Source organism: Agrobacterium vitis (assembly GCF_037039395.1).
GTDB lineage: Bacteria > Pseudomonadota > Alphaproteobacteria > Rhizobiales > Rhizobiaceae > Allorhizobium > Allorhizobium vitis_E.
Genome location: NZ_CP146242.1, coordinates 37058 through 53194 on the forward strand (window position 1 = coordinate 37058; position 16137 = coordinate 53194).

At 56.2% G+C, this 16137-nt stretch carries 14 protein-coding genes, 1 tRNA gene and 2 pseudogenes; 7 read left to right on the forward strand and 10 right to left on the reverse strand.

Annotation, left to right across the window (positions count from 1 at the left end; genetic code table 11):
• Positions 1-2 precede the first annotated feature (2 nt).
• A complete protein-coding gene (locus tag V6582_RS02670) occupies positions 3-1070 on the forward strand; it encodes a tyrosine-type recombinase/integrase (RefSeq protein WP_234889793.1) in 1068 nt (355 codons plus the stop codon).
• Between the two features lie 24 nt (positions 1071-1094).
• On the opposite strand, the gene V6582_RS02675 is transcribed toward V6582_RS02670, so the two are convergent.
• Positions 1095-1925 (reverse strand): ABC transporter permease, encoded by an 831-nt coding sequence (locus V6582_RS02675; RefSeq protein ID WP_156633459.1) that lies wholly within the window; start codon positions 1923-1925, stop codon positions 1095-1097.
• 261 nt (positions 1926-2186) lie between these two features.
• A tRNA-Leu gene (locus V6582_RS02680) sits at positions 2187-2271 on the reverse strand.
• Positions 2272-2773: 502 nt separating this feature from the next.
• Between V6582_RS02680 and lipB the strand changes: the two are divergent.
• Positions 2774-3506, forward strand: a pseudogene (gene lipB, locus V6582_RS02685) (lipoyl(octanoyl) transferase LipB).
• A gap of 21 nt (positions 3507-3527) precedes the next feature.
• Here lipB and V6582_RS02690 read toward each other — a convergent pair.
• A complete protein-coding gene (locus V6582_RS02690; RefSeq protein WP_156633461.1) occupies positions 3528-3932 on the reverse strand; it encodes a transcriptional regulator in 405 nt (134 codons plus the stop codon).
• A gap of 740 nt (positions 3933-4672) precedes the next feature.
• Entirely contained in the window at positions 4673-5266 is a 594-nt protein-coding gene (locus V6582_RS02695) for a DnaJ domain-containing protein (protein WP_085946625.1), read from the reverse strand.
• Between the two features lie 364 nt (positions 5267-5630).
• On the opposite strand from V6582_RS02695, the gene purL reads away from it, so the two are divergent.
• From purL to V6582_RS02720, 5 genes and pseudogenes are all read left to right on the forward strand, one after another.
• Positions 5631-7868, forward strand: a complete 2238-nt coding sequence (gene purL / locus V6582_RS02700) for a phosphoribosylformylglycinamidine synthase subunit PurL (protein ID WP_156633462.1) — start codon at positions 5631-5633, stop codon at positions 7866-7868.
• 39 nt (positions 7869-7907) lie between these two features.
• Positions 7908-8144: a BolA/IbaG family iron-sulfur metabolism protein gene (locus V6582_RS02705; protein ID WP_015915812.1), complete on the forward strand. Its 237-nt coding sequence runs from the start codon at positions 7908-7910 to the stop codon at positions 8142-8144.
• Positions 8145-8159: 15 nt separating this feature from the next.
• The gene (locus tag V6582_RS02710; protein ID WP_071206295.1) at positions 8160-8360 is read left to right on the forward strand and encodes a hypothetical protein; all 201 of its coding nucleotides are present in this window, start codon (positions 8160-8162) and stop codon (positions 8358-8360) included.
• Positions 8361-8461: 101 nt separating this feature from the next.
• Positions 8462-8798 (forward strand): annotated as a pseudogene (grxD, locus tag V6582_RS02715) (Grx4 family monothiol glutaredoxin).
• A gap of 256 nt (positions 8799-9054) precedes the next feature.
• The gene (locus tag V6582_RS02720) at positions 9055-10260 is read left to right on the forward strand and encodes a multidrug effflux MFS transporter (RefSeq protein WP_156633503.1); all 1206 of its coding nucleotides are present in this window, start codon (positions 9055-9057) and stop codon (positions 10258-10260) included.
• Between the two features lie 72 nt (positions 10261-10332).
• Here V6582_RS02720 and V6582_RS02725 read toward each other — a convergent pair whose 3' ends face one another.
• The 6 genes from V6582_RS02725 to rpsD form a co-directional block, all read right to left on the reverse strand.
• Positions 10333-11154, reverse strand: coding sequence for an inositol monophosphatase family protein (locus V6582_RS02725; protein WP_156633463.1), 822 nt, complete (start codon positions 11152-11154; stop codon positions 10333-10335).
• 171 nt (positions 11155-11325) lie between these two features.
• Positions 11326-12153, reverse strand: coding sequence for an inositol monophosphatase family protein (locus tag V6582_RS02730; protein WP_337739346.1), 828 nt, complete (start codon positions 12151-12153; stop codon positions 11326-11328).
• 52 nt (positions 12154-12205) lie between these two features.
• Positions 12206-13093, reverse strand: coding sequence for a tRNA 2-thiocytidine(32) synthetase TtcA (gene ttcA, locus V6582_RS02735; RefSeq protein WP_156633464.1), 888 nt, complete (start codon positions 13091-13093; stop codon positions 12206-12208).
• A gap of 111 nt (positions 13094-13204) precedes the next feature.
• Entirely contained in the window at positions 13205-13999 is a 795-nt protein-coding gene (locus tag V6582_RS02740) for a ChbG/HpnK family deacetylase (RefSeq protein ID WP_234613862.1), read from the reverse strand.
• 139 nt (positions 14000-14138) lie between these two features.
• The gene (locus tag V6582_RS02745) at positions 14139-15065 is read right to left on the reverse strand and encodes a glutaminase (protein WP_156633465.1); all 927 of its coding nucleotides are present in this window, start codon (positions 15063-15065) and stop codon (positions 14139-14141) included.
• A gap of 155 nt (positions 15066-15220) precedes the next feature.
• Complete coding sequence (gene rpsD / locus V6582_RS02750; RefSeq protein ID WP_060715661.1) at positions 15221-15838, reverse strand: 30S ribosomal protein S4; 618 nt, start codon at positions 15836-15838, stop codon at positions 15221-15223.
• Positions 15839-16137: the final 299 nt, after the last annotated feature.

Sequence of the window (16137 nt, forward strand, 5' to 3'; positions counted from 1 at the left end):
TCATGAAAGTCAGCTATCCAGGCCTTATCAAGGAGGAGTTGCCTTCGGGCAATGTTCGTTACCGCGTCCGGGTGATTGGCAACCCGAAACAGCGGATTCGCATTTTCTGCCTGCCAGGCGATGAAGATTTCAGCCGCCAATATACGCTTGCCCGCTATGGAGAACAGCCTGTGCCTTTGAAGAAGGCATCTGAGGTGGTCAAGCCCAGGTCTATTGGCTGGCTGATGCACAGTTATTTTGAATACATGGAGCAAAGGGTAAAGGCCCGCCTCTCCAGCGCAAAAACGCTGAAGAAGAAACGAAACCTGCTGGCCCGACTGATAGAGGATCCAGACCGGATCATGCTCATCCCGCAACCAAAGCTGATTGAAATGCAGGATAAAATGGCCAGTACGCCCGCCCAAGCGGACGCCTTCATCGAAGCTATCAGCGTCATGTATGAGTGGGCAATCAAGCGAGGCCACCTCAAAACCAATCCAGCCAAGGGAATTGACCGGATCTATAAAAAAGGCGACGGGGCAACGCCCTGGAAATCCGCGGATGTGAAACGCTTCTTTGCCCACCACAAGCCGGGTTCAAAGCCTTTCATTGCAATGTCCATTCTGCTCTGGACAGGATGTCGTATCGAAGACCTGACATTCCTTGGCCCGAGGCATGAGTGCATTCTGGACGGACTGAAAGCGCTGCGATGGGTGCCTGCAAAGAAGGGCTCATCGGAAGTGACCATTCCCCTGCTAAAACCTTTAAAAGCGGCTATCCATAGCCAGGCCGTCATTGCCGAGACCTACATCGTTGCACGCGGCAACAAACCCTTTGCCAGCGGCGATTCCATGTCGGCCATGTTCAAGCGTTGGTGCATTGACGCCGGTTTGAATCACCTCTCTGCTCACGGCGTGCGCAAAGGTCTGGCCGAGTTGCTGGCCGAACAAGGCTGCAGCCAATATGAAATCATGGCCATTCTCGGACACTCAGAAGCCAAAACAAGCGAGGTTTATACCCGCCGTGTGGAACGCTGGAAGCTCGCGCAGCAAGCGATGGACCGGCTAGATGCCTCAGATGCTTGGTTGTGACCATTGCCATATTTTGCCTGGAAATCAGTTCTCAAGTGCGTATCTCCGCAGCAGCCGCTCAAGAACCAGTCCGAAGCAAACACTGCCAATTGAGAATCCAATGAGATACTGCTTGTCAATAAATTCGGTAGGATAGCCCAGATAGTATGCTGACCGTACCCATTCGACTGCATGAAATACTGGGTTCCAGGAAACGGCACGCAAAGCCTGTTCTGGAAACGAATTAAGATAGATTGGCGCACCTGAGGTTAGATATATTACCACCATCGAAAATCCATAAATCATCGGAAAAATAGGAAGAATGGCTGAAATCACGCTAGCGCTTATTCCGAATCCAATTGACAAAATTACTGTAAAAAAGAACGCCGTTAAGGCTTCCGAAGGATGAATAGGAACCGGATTACTACCTGTCGATATAAGATATATATATATTAATATAAAAGATATAACAATTCCGATAAATTCCAAAAAAGCCCTTGCCAATACTATATCGAGCAACCGAACCACTGGGAATGACATCATAGATTTATTTGCAATCAAGGATATAGACATAAATCGAGACACATACATAAAAGTCATAACAGGCAGCAACCCAGTAGCAAAAAATAACTGAAGATCATCACCAAATTCAGATTTTTTTCCCACCACGTTATATACAGTTAAAAGCAAAAGAATATGTGCAACAGGAAAAAGCGGCACGATTAAGAAACCTAGGCCGTGGTTAAAGTAGCGGCTGCGTATGTCGCGCATGATCACAGCATGCATCACGTTTAGCTTTTGCCGCAACGCATCTTTTACCGAAATCTTTGGCTCGACGTCAGCCCTCTTTATCCTTTGCGCGCTAATCTCTGTCACGATGTTCTTCCCGATCTTTGACCACTTTCAAGGTAAAGCGAAAATCCGGCTTTTCCGGGTCCGGAGTACCGACCATTCAACATTTAGCACGGCCAATCAGAAGCGAAAACAAGCGACGTCTATGGTGCTCAGTGAAGCGCTGAGCGCCAGCCAGTAAGCGCTAAACCGGCCAGACATGTCCCACGCACCATTTTGACGTGGGACACATCAAAACTTAACCTGTTGAACAAAAAAGAAAAACCCGGCCTAAAGCCGGGTTCTTGGTGCGGTCGAGAAGACTCGAACTTCCACGGGTTGCCCCACAGCGACCTCAACGCTGCGCGTCTACCAATTCCGCCACGACCGCATCGTGGTAGAGTGCCGACTTGCGCCGACGGGCTGCATCTAGCAAATGCGTCGGGGGTACACAAGGGCGGCTTGCAACATTTTTATGAAATCGCTCCACGGCATTGATATGCCTGTTGAAAACTCGCTCCTACCGGGCCAAATGCAGGATAAAATGCGGTGCGCTGCCAGAATGAACCTTATAAGCAGAATGACCCTCATAAGATTGAGTCATTGGAGATCACCGCTCATGTTCTCCTTGCCGATATCTTCAAGGCGAGGATACGCAGATATCTTCTCCTTGGCCTTATTGGGTTCATGCAAAAAACGAACGTCAGCGTGGGCGCCCGCTCAAGGCCGTTGTCGTTTCACCATTGCATAATTCTACTCGCTGAAATCGGCTTAGAAGAAATTATGCAACGAATTTCAAGCGTTATATCGCCGGGCACCACATATGGTGGGCGGCGGTATAAACCAACCCACGCGGCGGCGAAGGCCTGTTGCGCGCTTAAGGACAGTTTATCATGCTTCGTTCCGATCTCGACAAGACCATGCTTGCCAGCCCTGGCAATGCGCCGATCCGGTGGCGGGTCAGCGACGGACTGGTGGGCTATGAGGATGCGTTGAGCGTGATGGAGGAGCAAGTGGCGGCCATTGCCGATGGCACCGCCGACGAGTCTGATCTGGCTGCTGGAGCATCCGCCGATCTACACGGCTGGCACCAGCGCCGATCCGAAGGATTTGATTGAAACGCAGCGCTTTCCAGTTTTCGCCACCGGTCGCGGTGGCGAGTATACCTATCACGGGCCAGGCCAGCGGGTCGTTTATGTCATGCTGGATTTGAAGCGTCGCCGCCAGGATGTCCGTGCCTATGTCGCCGCACTGGAGGACGTGATCATCAAAACACTGGATATGATGAATATTCGCGGCGAGCGGCGAGAAGATCGGGTCGGGGTTTGGGTTCGTCGCCCGGATAAATCTCCCCTGCCGGACGGTGGCGTGACAGAAGACAAGATCGCCGCTCTCGGCATTCGTCTGCGACGCTGGGTCAGTTTTCACGGCCTGTCATTAAATATCGAGCCAGACCTGTCTCATTTCAGCGGCATAGTGCCCTGCGGCATCTCTGCCTACGGTGTCACCAGCCTTGTCGATCTCGGCTTGCCTGTGACGATGGCCGATGTCGATATTCATCTCAAAGAGGCATTTGAAATGGTGTTTGGACCGACAGTGGCCGACCAGCATCCAAAGCCGCGGTAATCGGCGCCTGAAAGGCACCTATTACCGGCTGGACCGCTGCTCCAGATCGCCAATCCTGCGGTGCAGGATTTCGATCATGCTGCCGGTCTCCTGATACATATGAGTCAAACGGTCGAGTTCGCGGCGCATGACCAAAAGCATGTCGTCCTCGGCATCGCCGTCATTGTCCTCTTCGTCTGGCCCTCGCCCATTGCCGGTCATCAGCCATTGGCGGCAAACGCCAAGGCTATCGGCAACCAGACCAAGACTTCTGGCATCGGCCTCACTGCGATCCGCCTCCCATGAGCGCAATTTCGCAACCGGCACGCCTGCAATCGAGGCCAAATCGGCGAGATCCATACCCGCACAATCCCGCGCAGTTGCAAGTCGCCCGCCCAAGGTGTCGTCGTTCACATTGAGTAGCCGGTTAATATCGTAAAGCCCCATAATACGATCTCCGTGAAAAAAACGCCGATGATTCCCAGCCACCCGACATTCCCTTGACCGCCTCTCGCCGAAGGCCCACGCCTTCGACAAATTTTTTACCCGCATGATTGCCAGCTTAAAATAGATCCAGATCGAAATCCGTCTGCCGCGCATCCGGGTTAAAAATACGCGCCCATCGGATTGCTACGCCGTTGAACCGTTTAAAACCGCAACAGAAATGTCCGACATCTCAATTGGTTCCACACCGCAGAAAAAATTTATCCTGACGCCGTAAATTACGAAAATTGAAACTGTGCCGCAATGGTGCCTCGCGACAAATCTCGTTTTCACGACTGTCATATTTAAACGCCGACCAGCAAACCCTCGACCAAACGCTCGGTAACTTATAAAAACAGCAATGTTTTTCAATGAGAAGGTGGAAAATTGGATTCCATTGAGGAAACGGAACGGAGCAGGCCTATCCTTATCGGCTTCTCTCGACAGGACTTAAGGGCGCGTTAATGCCCCAAATCCGCAACGCTCCAAAATGACCCAGTTTTATTCAAGGGCGACATTCGATGTGCGTTTTTGAGGCAGCCAAGCCACAACGAATCAACTTGGCAAAAAACTGCAATGCGCTTTTGCTTGGATTATTTTTTGAATGGTGGCGCCCGCCAAAAGCCGCTCCACACTTTTCGGGCCGATAGCTCTCCTCAAGCATCGGCTTACCCGAAAACCGCTTCACATTTTTCGGGCCGATGCTATTCGGCCGCCTTCGGCAGATCCGGGACAGGATCGGACAGCGTTTCCACCAGCGGCTCCAGCTCGTAGGAATAGCCTTCCAGCATGGAATAGGCGCGCTCGATAGCGTCGATCTGGGTTTCGGCATTCTTGATCGCTTCGGCAATCGACTGGGTGCGGGCGCGCAACATCGAGCCAAGCACATCCGTTTCAGGCCGCCGGCCAATGCGATCCACATGCTTGCGGATACGGGTGCGGTGACGCTCCAGTTCCAGAATATGGAACCGGGCCTTGAGGATGTCGTCGGTCAGTTTACGGCGCAGGCCCGCGACCGGATCGAAACTGCCGGGCTCGCGCTCGTCGAGAATCATGTCGTTGATCAGCGATTCCAGCACCATCAGGCCCTTCAGGTCGGCGACATCGGCCAGTTGCGGATCGTAACCGGTATCGTCGTACACCTTACGGCGGACCGGGTCCTTCAAGAGATCGTAGGATGTGGTGATCCGGCCAAACTCATCCGGGTCGCCGCCAGCATCCGGGTGGGCACTCTTGGCCTTCTTGCGATACGCCGCCTTGACCGCCGCCTCATCGGCATCGCGCTCCAAACCCAGCATGACATAAGGATCGATCACAAAGGCACCTGTCTAGAATTCCAACCGGTCCGGCAAAGCCGGCAGACGTTTCGCATGGCTGTAACACAGGCTCATCCACCTCGCTTACATCGCGCATAAGTTTACCGCAGGCCGGGGCGAAAATGTGAAAAGAAATGCTCTATCCCCAAACAGATTGCCCCGGGCATGATAAAACACCATTGCCGCCAGCCCAAAAATGACGAGATCCGGCCAAAGACCGGCCATCGGCACGCAAACCTTGGAAAGGCCGCATTTTACCCGCCGCAGCCGCATTTTCCAGTCGCGCGAATGAATTGCCTGTTATAAAAGGGCGGCAAAATTCTCACTCCCAGTGCAAGAGAGAGCCATGACGATCCCGAATTCCATCCCGATCACCCCGGAACTGGTTGCCTCCCACGGCCTGAAGCCGGAGGAATATGACCGGATTCTGCAATTGATCGGACGGGAGCCGACATTTACCGAGCTTGGTATTTTCTCGGCCATGTGGAACGAGCATTGTTCCTACAAGTCCTCGAAGCGCTGGTTGCGCACCCTGCCAACCACGGGGGCGCGCGTCATTCAAGGTCCCGGCGAAAATGCAGGCGTGGTCGATATCGACGATGGCGATTGCGTGGTCTTCAAGATGGAAAGCCATAACCACCCTTCTTATATCGAGCCTTATCAAGGCGCTGCGACCGGTGTCGGCGGCATTCTGCGCGACGTTTTCACCATGGGTGCGCGTCCGATTGCGGCCATGAACGCGCTGCGCTTCGGCGCGCCGGATCATCCGAAAACCCGGCATCTGGTGGCGGGCGTCGTCTCCGGCGTCGGTGGCTACGGCAATTCCTTCGGCGTGCCGACGGTGGGCGGCGAAGTGGAGTTCGACGAGCGCTATAACGGTAATATCCTGGTCAACGCCTTTGCCGCCGGTCTTGCCAAATCGGATGCGATCTTCCTGTCGGAAGCCAAGGGCGTTGGTCTGCCGGTCGTCTATCTCGGCGCCAAGACCGGCCGCGATGGCGTCGGCGGCGCGACCATGGCGTCAGCGGAATTCGACGAATCCATCGAGGAAAAACGCCCGACCGTACAGGTCGGCGACCCCTTCACCGAAAAATGCCTGCTGGAAGCCTGCCTTGAGCTGATGAAGACCGGCGCGGTCATCGCCATCCAGGACATGGGCGCCGCCGGTCTCACCTGTTCGGCGGTGGAAATGGGCGCCAAGGGCGATCTCGGCATCGAGCTTGACCTCGACACCGTGCCGGTGCGCGAAGAAAACATGACCGCCTATGAAATGATGCTCTCGGAAAGCCAGGAGCGCATGCTGATGGTGCTGGAGCCCTCCAAGGAAGAGGTCGCCAAGGCGATCTTCGTCAAATGGGGCCTGGATTTCGCCATTGTCGGCAAGACCACTGACGACCTGCGCTTCCGCATCCTGCATCAAGGCGAAGAAGTCGCCAATCTGCCGATCAAGGATCTCGGCGACCAGGCACCTGAATATGACCGTCCCTGGCGCGAATCAGACAAGCGCGGCCCCCTGCCCGCCAATCTGGTGGAAGAACCAGCCGATTACCGCGCCGCCATTCTCTCGCTGGTCGGTTCGGCCAACCAGTCCAGCCGCCGCTGGGTCTATGAACAATATGACACGCTGATCCAGGGCAATTCCCTTCAGCTTCCCGGCGGCGACGCTGGCGTGGTGCGGGTGGAAAACCACCCGACCAAGGCGCTGGCCTTCTCCTCGGATGTCACGCCGCGCTATGTCGAAGCCGATCCGTTTGAAGGTGGCAAGCAGGCTGTGGCCGAATGCTGGCGCAACATCACCGCGACCGGCGCCGAGCCGCTGGCTTCCACCGACAATCTCAACTTCGGCAATCCCGAAAAGCCTGAGATCATGGGTCAGCTGGTTGAAGCCATCAAGGGCATTGGCGAAGCCTGCCGGGCTCTGGATTTCCCGATCGTCTCGGGCAATGTGTCGCTGTATAACGAGACCAATGGCGTCGCGATCCTGCCCACCCCGACCATTGCAGGCGTTGGCCTGCTGCCTGATTGGAGCCGGATGGCGAAAATCGGCAGCGCTCAGGATGGCGATCATGTCCTGCTGATCGGCACCGATGGCTCCCATCTCGGCAGCTCGATCTATCTGCGCGACCTTCTTGGCCGCACCGATGGCCCGGCGCCCGAGGTAGACCTGCATGCCGAGCGCCGCAATGGCGATTTCATCCGCTCGGCGATCCGCAATGGTCAGGTAACCGCCTGCCATGACATTTCCTCCGGCGGCCTGGGGATTGCTCTGGCCGAGATGGCCATGGCCTCGGCCAAGGGCCTTACCATCGACCTGTCGGAAAGCCGCGGTCCGGCCCATGCCCTGCTGTTTGGCGAAGACCAGGCCCGCTATGTGGTGACGGTTCCAGCCGATCTCGCCAATTTCATCTGCGCCAATGCCGAAGGCGCGGGCGTACCGTTCCGCCGCCTTGGCAAGGTTGGCGGCGATGCGCTCGTCATCGACGGTATGTGTACAATCACCGTTGAGGAATTGCGCAACACGCATGAATCGTGGTTCCCTGAATTCATGAATGGCAAGGCTGAAACCCTGGCCGCCGCGCAGTAAATATCAGGCGCGCAAAAAGATCAGAATGGGAGCAGAACCATGGCTATGAAGCCCGGCGATATCGAAGACATGATCAAAGCGGGTATTCCCGGCGCCAAGGTCGTCATCCGCGATCTGGCAGGCGATGGTGATCACTACGCCGCTGAAGTCGTGGCAGAAGCCTTTCGCGGCAAGTCGCGGGTGCAGCAGCACCAGATGGTCTACGATGCCCTGAAAGGCAATATGGGCGGGGTGCTGCATGCCCTCGCCCTGCAAACCTCCATCCCTGAAGCCTGACGGTATCACATCATCATGAGCAACCCGATCACCTCGTTTTTCTCCTCACTGATCAAATCGGTGAAAGCTGAAATGTCCGACCGAAAGAAATATAAGCAGGCCCGGCTGCAACGGTTGAATGCTCCTGCGGCCGACAAGAAGGTCGAGCCGACACGGGCAAATAACCGTAACAAGGCGGCCCGTCAGGCCCGGCGTGTGACCCGCAACCGGGGCTGATAACGGTTAACCGCCGTTTTGACTTTTGAAATTTCGGCAAAATGCGCCTATATAGGCAATGGAATACTGCGGCCTTGACCCGCATGTGAAAGGATAAATCCATGAGCGGTGTAAACGAATTCATTGATAATGCTGTCAAAAGCAATGACGTCGTGCTTTTCATGAAGGGCACCCCCCAGTTTCCGCAATGCGGATTTTCGGGCCAGGTCGTGCAGATGCTCGATTATCTCGGCATCGACTATAAGGGCATCAACGTGCTTGCCGACCAGGAAATTCGCGAAGGCATCAAGACCTATTCCAACTGGCCGACCATTCCGCAGTCTCTATGTGAAGGGCGAATTCATCGGCGGATGCGATATCGTCCGGGAAATGTTCCAGGCCGGTGAGTTGCAGTCTCATCTTGAGGAAAAGGGCATCGCCGTTCGCGGCGCAGCCTGACGCGGAACGGACAAAGCCCGGTAGTATTCCGGGCTTGTCCCCTTCTACCCCCTTGCGCATATTGCGGTGCGGCAAATTTGACGCACCCTGCGGCCAGCTACAACCCCATCAACAGCACAGCTCTCATAATCGATTCCGATTGAGGGATTAATGCAGTATCTGATGAAGGCGTCGCGCCTTGCGACGCCTTTTGATTTTCCAGGACATGTTTTCCATGACAGCTCCCCTTCGTTCCGCTCCAGCAGCCTTGCAAGGCATGAGCAAGCTGGAATTCGTCTTTCTCTGCGCCGCATTGATGGCAATGAACGCGCTGGCGATCGACATCATGCTTCCTGCCTTGCAGCAGATCGGCGAAGCCCTCAATGTCGCCAATGAAAATCACCGGCAATATGTCGTGACGTCCTACTTGATCGGGTTTGGCTGCGCGCAATTGATTTATGGACCGCTGTCGGATCGGTTCGGGCGGCGCACGCCCATGTTGATCGGTCTCATCGTCTATGTTCTGGCGGCGCTGGCCATCACTATTGTGCCAAGCTTTGCCGGATTGCTCATCCTGCGCTTCATCCAGGGCGCCGGCTCGGCTGGAACCCGGGTCATCACCATTTCTATCGTGCGCGACGTTTACGGTGGCCGACAGATGGCGGAAGTGATGTCGCTGATCATGATGGTGTTCATGATCATCCCGGTCGTTGCTCCCGGAACCGGTCAGATCATCATGTTCTTCGGCAACTGGCACCTGATCTTCCTGTTCATTGCCGTTGGCGGCATTCTCACCAGCATCTGGATGCATATGCGACTGCCGGAAACACTCGATCCGGAAAATCGGCGGGAATTTACCCCGAAAGTCATTCTCCAGGGCTTCAAGATCGTCCTGACCAACCGCATCGCCCTGTTCTACACATTGGCAAGCACCTTCATCTTCGGGGCACTGTTCGGCTTCATCAACTCGGCCCAGCAGATCTATATGGGCATTTATGGCCTGGGCGTCTGGTTTCCATTCGCCTTCGCTGCCGTGGCGATTTTCATGGCGCTGTCGTCCTACGTCAACTCGAAGCTGGTGGGCCGGATTGGCATGCGGCGCCTGTCTCACGCCTCGCTTCTCGGCTTCATCACCATCAATGCCCTGTGGTTGCTGGCTGAAACCTTCGGGCCGACACCATTGCCCTTCGTGATATTCATGGCATTCTTTGCCGTCTCGATGTTCCAGTTCGGCTGGATTGGCGGCAATTTCCAGACGCTTGCCATCGAACCGCTCGGCCATGTCGCCGGAACGGCCTCCTCGGTGCTCGGCTTCATCTCGACCGTCGGCGGCTCGGTTCTCGGCGCTATCGTCGGTCAGGCCTTCGATGGAACATCCCGACCGCTGGTCGCCGGCTACTTCTTCCTCGGCGTCATAGGGCTGGTGTTCGTGCTGATTGCCGAAAAGGGCAAGCTGTTTCAGCCGCACAATCCAAAGGTCTGACACTCTGATATCCGAACAAAAAAGCCACGGCAGGTGATCTGCCGTGGCTTTTTTATTGGGTAACCGGAGATTTCAAACGTTGAAAATCTTTTCGCGCAACTCGGTCCAGCTCTCCTTGTCGGGAGCAATCAGCAGACCGCCACTGGTGTGGTGCGGCAGGTAGGCTGAGCCGTCGAACCGGGCGGCATAGGCGCCTGCCTCCTGGGCCATCAGCGTTCCGGCCAGATGATCCCAGGGCATCAGCTTGTTATACATGGCAAAATGCATATGGCCCTGGCAGAGAATACGATATTCGTGGGCGGCGCAGCGATAGCTGGTGAACAGCCGCACCTCGGCCAGATTGACGAGCAGCTTGCGGCGCGCCTCCAGCTCGAAAAAGCCGACATTGGCAATGCCGATCTTCTGCGCAAGATCGGGTGCCGGGCGCACCTCCATCTTTTCCTGGTTGCCATCGGGTTTGCAGAGCCAGGCGCCGCTGCCCTTTTCAACGATTGCCCAATCATTGCCCATCGGGTCGTAAATCAGGCCCGCAACCGTTTCACCCTGACGCACGACGCTGAGCATGACCCCGAACAGCGGCAGGCCGGCAGCGAAATTGAACGTGCCGTCAATCGGATCGACAATCACGGCGAGCTCGGCATCCGCCAGCTTGTCGAGCAGAGCCGGATCGGCGGCAACCGCTTCCTCGCCGATGAACACCGCATCCGGCATGATCTCCTCGATACCAGCACGGATCAACCGCTCGGCGGCTTCATCTGCCTCGGTGACCAGATCAATGGCCTCGGTTTTCATCCGTACATCGCCTTCGCCCAGATTGCGAAAACGCGGCAGGATTTCCTTGACTGCCGCTTCCTGCAGAAGATTGGCAAGGGCTGCAATGTCGATATCGGCCATGTCTGTTCCTTTTAAAATGTCGTTCGTCTTACAGTCTGTTCAAGAATTGCCGTTGGCCTGGCGAAAATGGTGATTTCGAGAACCGGAACGGAGCGTACTTAACGTACGTGAGTACCGGAAGCGCAGAAATTGCCATTTGCAGACGGCCAGCGGTGATTATTGATCGGACTGTTATCGCGCCTGGATCACTTCGCGTAGAATCATCTCCCAGCTGTCGCGATCCGGTGCCGTCAGGATGCCGCCGGTGATGTCGCCGGGACGATAGGGGCTGCCATCGAACCGGGCAGTCACACCGCCAGCTTCCTGGTGGATCAGCACACCGGCCAAATGGTCCCAGGGCATCAATTTATAATGGCCGATGAAATGAACTTTGCCGGTGGCAACCAGCCAATATTCATAGGCCGAGCAATTGAAGGCGAAGGCCATCTTCGTTTTTGTGAGATTACCGGCAATGCGGCGCTTTTCCTCGCCCGACAATTCATTGATCGAAATCGTTCCAACCATGGCCGAGAGATCGCATGGGGCAGCGACCTTGACCGGCACGCGCTCACCATTGGCGCGCAGGAACTGCGCACCGGCACCGCGAGCGGCCACCAGCGTATCGCCAAGCACCGATTCGTGGATAATCCCCGCCACGGTCTCACCGCGCACCACGACGGCAAGATTGGTGGCATGCAAAGGCAGACCTGCCTGAAAATTGAATGTTCCATCGACCGGATCGATGACGAATGCCAGCTCCGCATCTCTCAAGGCGTCGATCACAGCAGGATTGGTTTCGCAAGCCTCCTCACCGACGATCAGTGCGCCGGGCCAACGCGCCAGAAAGGCTTCCGTCATCTGCTTTTCCGACAGAAGATCGGCCTCGGTGACGAGATCGATAGAGGATTTCTTCTCGGAAATATCGGAAACACCCAGACGGCGAAAACGAGGCACGATCTGGCTGGCGGCGGCGTCCTTGACGATCTGCAGGACGGCGTCGATATCATGGTCATGAAACACGAGGAAGACTCTCTTAAGCTGGTGAAATGTCAAAAATCTCGATGCGCCCGCCCTATGACGGCTTCGTGACAGTCAGCCCGGAAAAATCAAAAAGTGCAGGATCGAGCAGATGCGAAGGGTTCACATGCGACAACGCCCGCAACATCGCATCCTTGCGGCCCGGCATTTTGGCTTCGATCCCGGCCAGCATGTCCTTCATGGCGTTGCGCTGCAAGCCGTCCTGCGAGCCGCAGAGATCGCAGGGAATGATTGGAAACTGCATGGCAGCGGCGAATTTGGCGAGATCGTCTTCCGCCGCATAGGCCAGCGGCCGCAGCACAAACAGATCGCCCTCATCGTTCAACAGCTTGGCCGGCATGGCCGCCAACCGTCCACCATGGAAAAAATTCATGAAGAAGGTTTCAAGAATGTCTTCGCGGTGATGGCCGAGCACCAGCGCATCACAGCCTTCTTCACGGGCGATGCGGTAGAGATTACCGCGCCGCAGCCGCGAGCAGAGCGAACAATAGGTGCCGCCCGCCGGGACCTTTTCCTTGACGATGGAATAAGTGTCTCGATATTCGATGCGATGCGGCATGCCGATGGATTTCAGATAATCCGGCAGGACATGCTTGGGAAAATTCGGTTGCCCCTGATCGAGATTGCAGGCGATCAATTCAACAGGCAACAGGCCACGCCATTTCAGGTCCATCAGCAGCGCCAGCAGACCATAGCTGTCCTTGCCGCCGGAAAGCCCGATAAGCCACCGCTTCTGGCCGTTCAACATGCCGAAGTCGTCGATAGCCTGGCGCACTTGGCGCAGCAATCGCTTGCGCAGCTTGTTGAAGGAGACCGATTGCGGTGCGTCATTAAACAGGGGATGGCGGACGCTCTCCTGCCCATCCTCTACTTCATCTAATCCGGCGCGGTCCGCCCCGTCTCCCGCAAAAGCAAGATTCATGTGAGGATGCGGCCCTGTCCGCTGATTTGCTTAAACCAAGAATTGATGCTGAAGCATCTCGTCCTTGAAAAAATACTGACTGCCGCCACTGCCAATCGGACGGATCTTCCCTTACTGGCGCATCAGCTCAGCAAATTCAACCTCGCGGGCCATCATCAGCCGGTCACGCGCCCGCAGGATCGCATCCGAATGACCGGGATGACACATGACAACCGCATCGCGCGGCGCATGGCTGCGAAAATAGCGAAGCGCATCGGCAAAGCCGTTCGGCTTGCCGCGCTCGTAAAAACCGGTCAGCGGTCCCTTGATCGTATAGCCCGCCGCCTGCATTTCCGTGTTGAAACCGCGGGCCATGCGCTGCACAAGGCTGATCTTGGCACGCTGGGCAAGGCTGGTCGCCAGCCGTGCATCCGGCTCACCACGCAGCCAAGGGCTATTGCCACGCGGGCTGATCAGCAGATCGCGGCGCGCCACCAGCCACTCCCGCACGACGGGCAGAAAATGAATGTGTTGGTGTCCATCGATATAATCAGGCACGCGGCCAATCACATCGATAAAAGCATTGAGCTGCGCATCCAACTCGCGTTGCAGCTTGCCTTTGTCGACACCGCCCATAAAGGACTGGGTCAGCCGACGGCGGAAAGAGCACATGGGCTGTACGCCGCTCAAAGGCAGGAAATTGGTCAGCGTCAGGTGCAGGCCGATGGCGCCGCCACATCTGTCGATCACTGGCAGCAACAGAGATGCCTCGTCGCGCCAATCGGCAAACACGGTCATGCAGCCGGTGCCACGTACCTTGCCTTCGCTAAGCAGCGTCCTGATCGCCTGATTGACGCCCGGCGACAGGCCATAGCCATCGGCCACGATGCATAGCGGCGCCGCATTGATTTTCATATCCGAGATCACGTTCAAGACTTGTCCCACTCCTGCAGGCCTTTTGCCCGCTATATCATAGTCACGGCATGAATGCGCGCCGAACTTTATGCCTATCGACCCTGCATTCTTCCGGATCGCTTCTCACGGAAAAGCCAAAGCCATTCTCACATCAATTTCCAAAAACCGACCAGCCGGTCCGGGTTGCCAGCAGTTCGAGCGCTTCCGATCCAAGCGCCGAATTGCCGACTTTATTCAATCCCGGAGACCACACTGCAATAGAGGCCTTGCCCGGCGCTATCGCCAGGATGCCACCGCCCACGCCGCTCTTGCCGGGCAGGCCGACATTATAGGCGAAATCCCCGGAGCCATCATAATGGCCGCAGGTCAGCATCAAGGCGTTGATGCGCCGCGCCCGCTTCGGCGAGACCACGGAAAAGCCACTAAGCGGATTTGTACCCCGGTTGGCAAGATACAGACCCGCATGGGAGAGTTGCACACAGCTCATCGCCAGCGCGCATTGATGGAAATAAACGCCCAGCACCATTTCCACCGCATGATCGAGATTGCCGAAGCCGCGCATGAAATTGGCCAGCGCGAAATTGCGATAGCCGGTCGTCTGCTCGGACTGCGCCACCTTCCGGTCGATGGTAATGCCGTCGTCATCGGCCAGGAACTGCATGAAGCGCAGAAACTCACCGATGGCTTCGCGTGGCTTATGTCCGGCCAGCACCATATCCGTCACAACGATTGCGCCTGCATTGATGAAGGGGTTGCGCGGAATGCCATGCTCATGCTCCAGCTGAACGATGGAGTTGAAGGACGAACCGGAGGGCTCGCGCCCGACCCGCTTCCACACGCCCTCACCCGTTTTTCCAAGCGCCAGCGTCAGCATGAACACCTTGGAAATGCTCTGGATGGAAAATGGCACCGCTGCATCGCCTGCGGTGAAGGTCTGGCCGTCGACGGTGGTGATAGCAATGCCGAATTGCTTCGGGTCGATCGTTGCAAGTTCGGGAATATAGTCGGCGACCTTGCCCTCCCCAAGCCGGGGCTGCATCTCACCGACAATGTCGTCAACAATTGCCTGCAAATCCATCTGGGTTCCCCATGCCAGGCTGTTGCTCATCCCGGCAGATGCATGACAGTCCGGTTTTTCGTGCAGAAGCCGACAGGCATCATTATCGAATTTTGCTGCGCTGCAAACAGAAAAAGCCGCCCGTAAAGGCGGCTTTCTCGAATTTCAGATCGAAATCAACGCGAGTAGAATTCGACGACCAGCTGCGGTTCCATGATGACGGCGTAAGGAACGTCCGACAGGCCGGGAACGCGAACGAAGGTCGCAACCATCTTGTTGTGATCAACTTCGATGTAATCGGGAACGTCACGTTCAGCGAGCTGCGTGGCTTCAAGAACGATGGCCAGCTGCTTGGACTTCTGACGCACTTCAATAACGTCACCAGCCTTGCAGCGGTAGGAACCGATATTGACCTTGACGCCATTGACCGAAACGTGGCCGTGGTTGACGAACTGGCGAGCAGCAAACACCGTCGGCACGAACTTGGCGCGGTAGACGATGGCGTCCAGACGCGATTCCAGGAGGCCGATCAGGTTCTCGGAAGTATCGCCCTTACGACGGTTGGCTTCGTCGTAGGTGGCGCGGAACTGCTTTTCACGCAGGTCGCCGTAGTAGCCCTTCAGCTTCTGCTTGGCGCGCAGCTGCACACCGAAGTCGGAAAGCTTGCCCTTGCGGCGCTGACCGTGCTGGCCGGGGCCATATTCGCGACGGTTGACCGGTGACTTCGGACGGCCCCAGATATTTTCGCCCATGCGGCGATCGATTTTGTACTTGGAAGATGCGCGCTTGCTCATCGTATTTCCTCTTGTTGTTATCGGACCCGTAAAGATCCGGTTTTGGGAAACACGCCCTCCTCTGGATCGCCTTTCGGCTTTCCTGACAGGCGGCTCACACCTAAAAAAGCGGAGCCTCCACGGGACATGTCGTAAAAACACCGGGCGTTTCCACCCGGCGTTGGACGGGTCTCTACGCAGAGCCGTCACAAATGTCAAGCACTGGCCTTGAACTCGTGGCAGGCCCGCCTCATTTACCGTTGTATCAGCAGTTCCGGGCCCCTCTGACGCGAGTGCCGGATACCCGTGATGTCGGAACT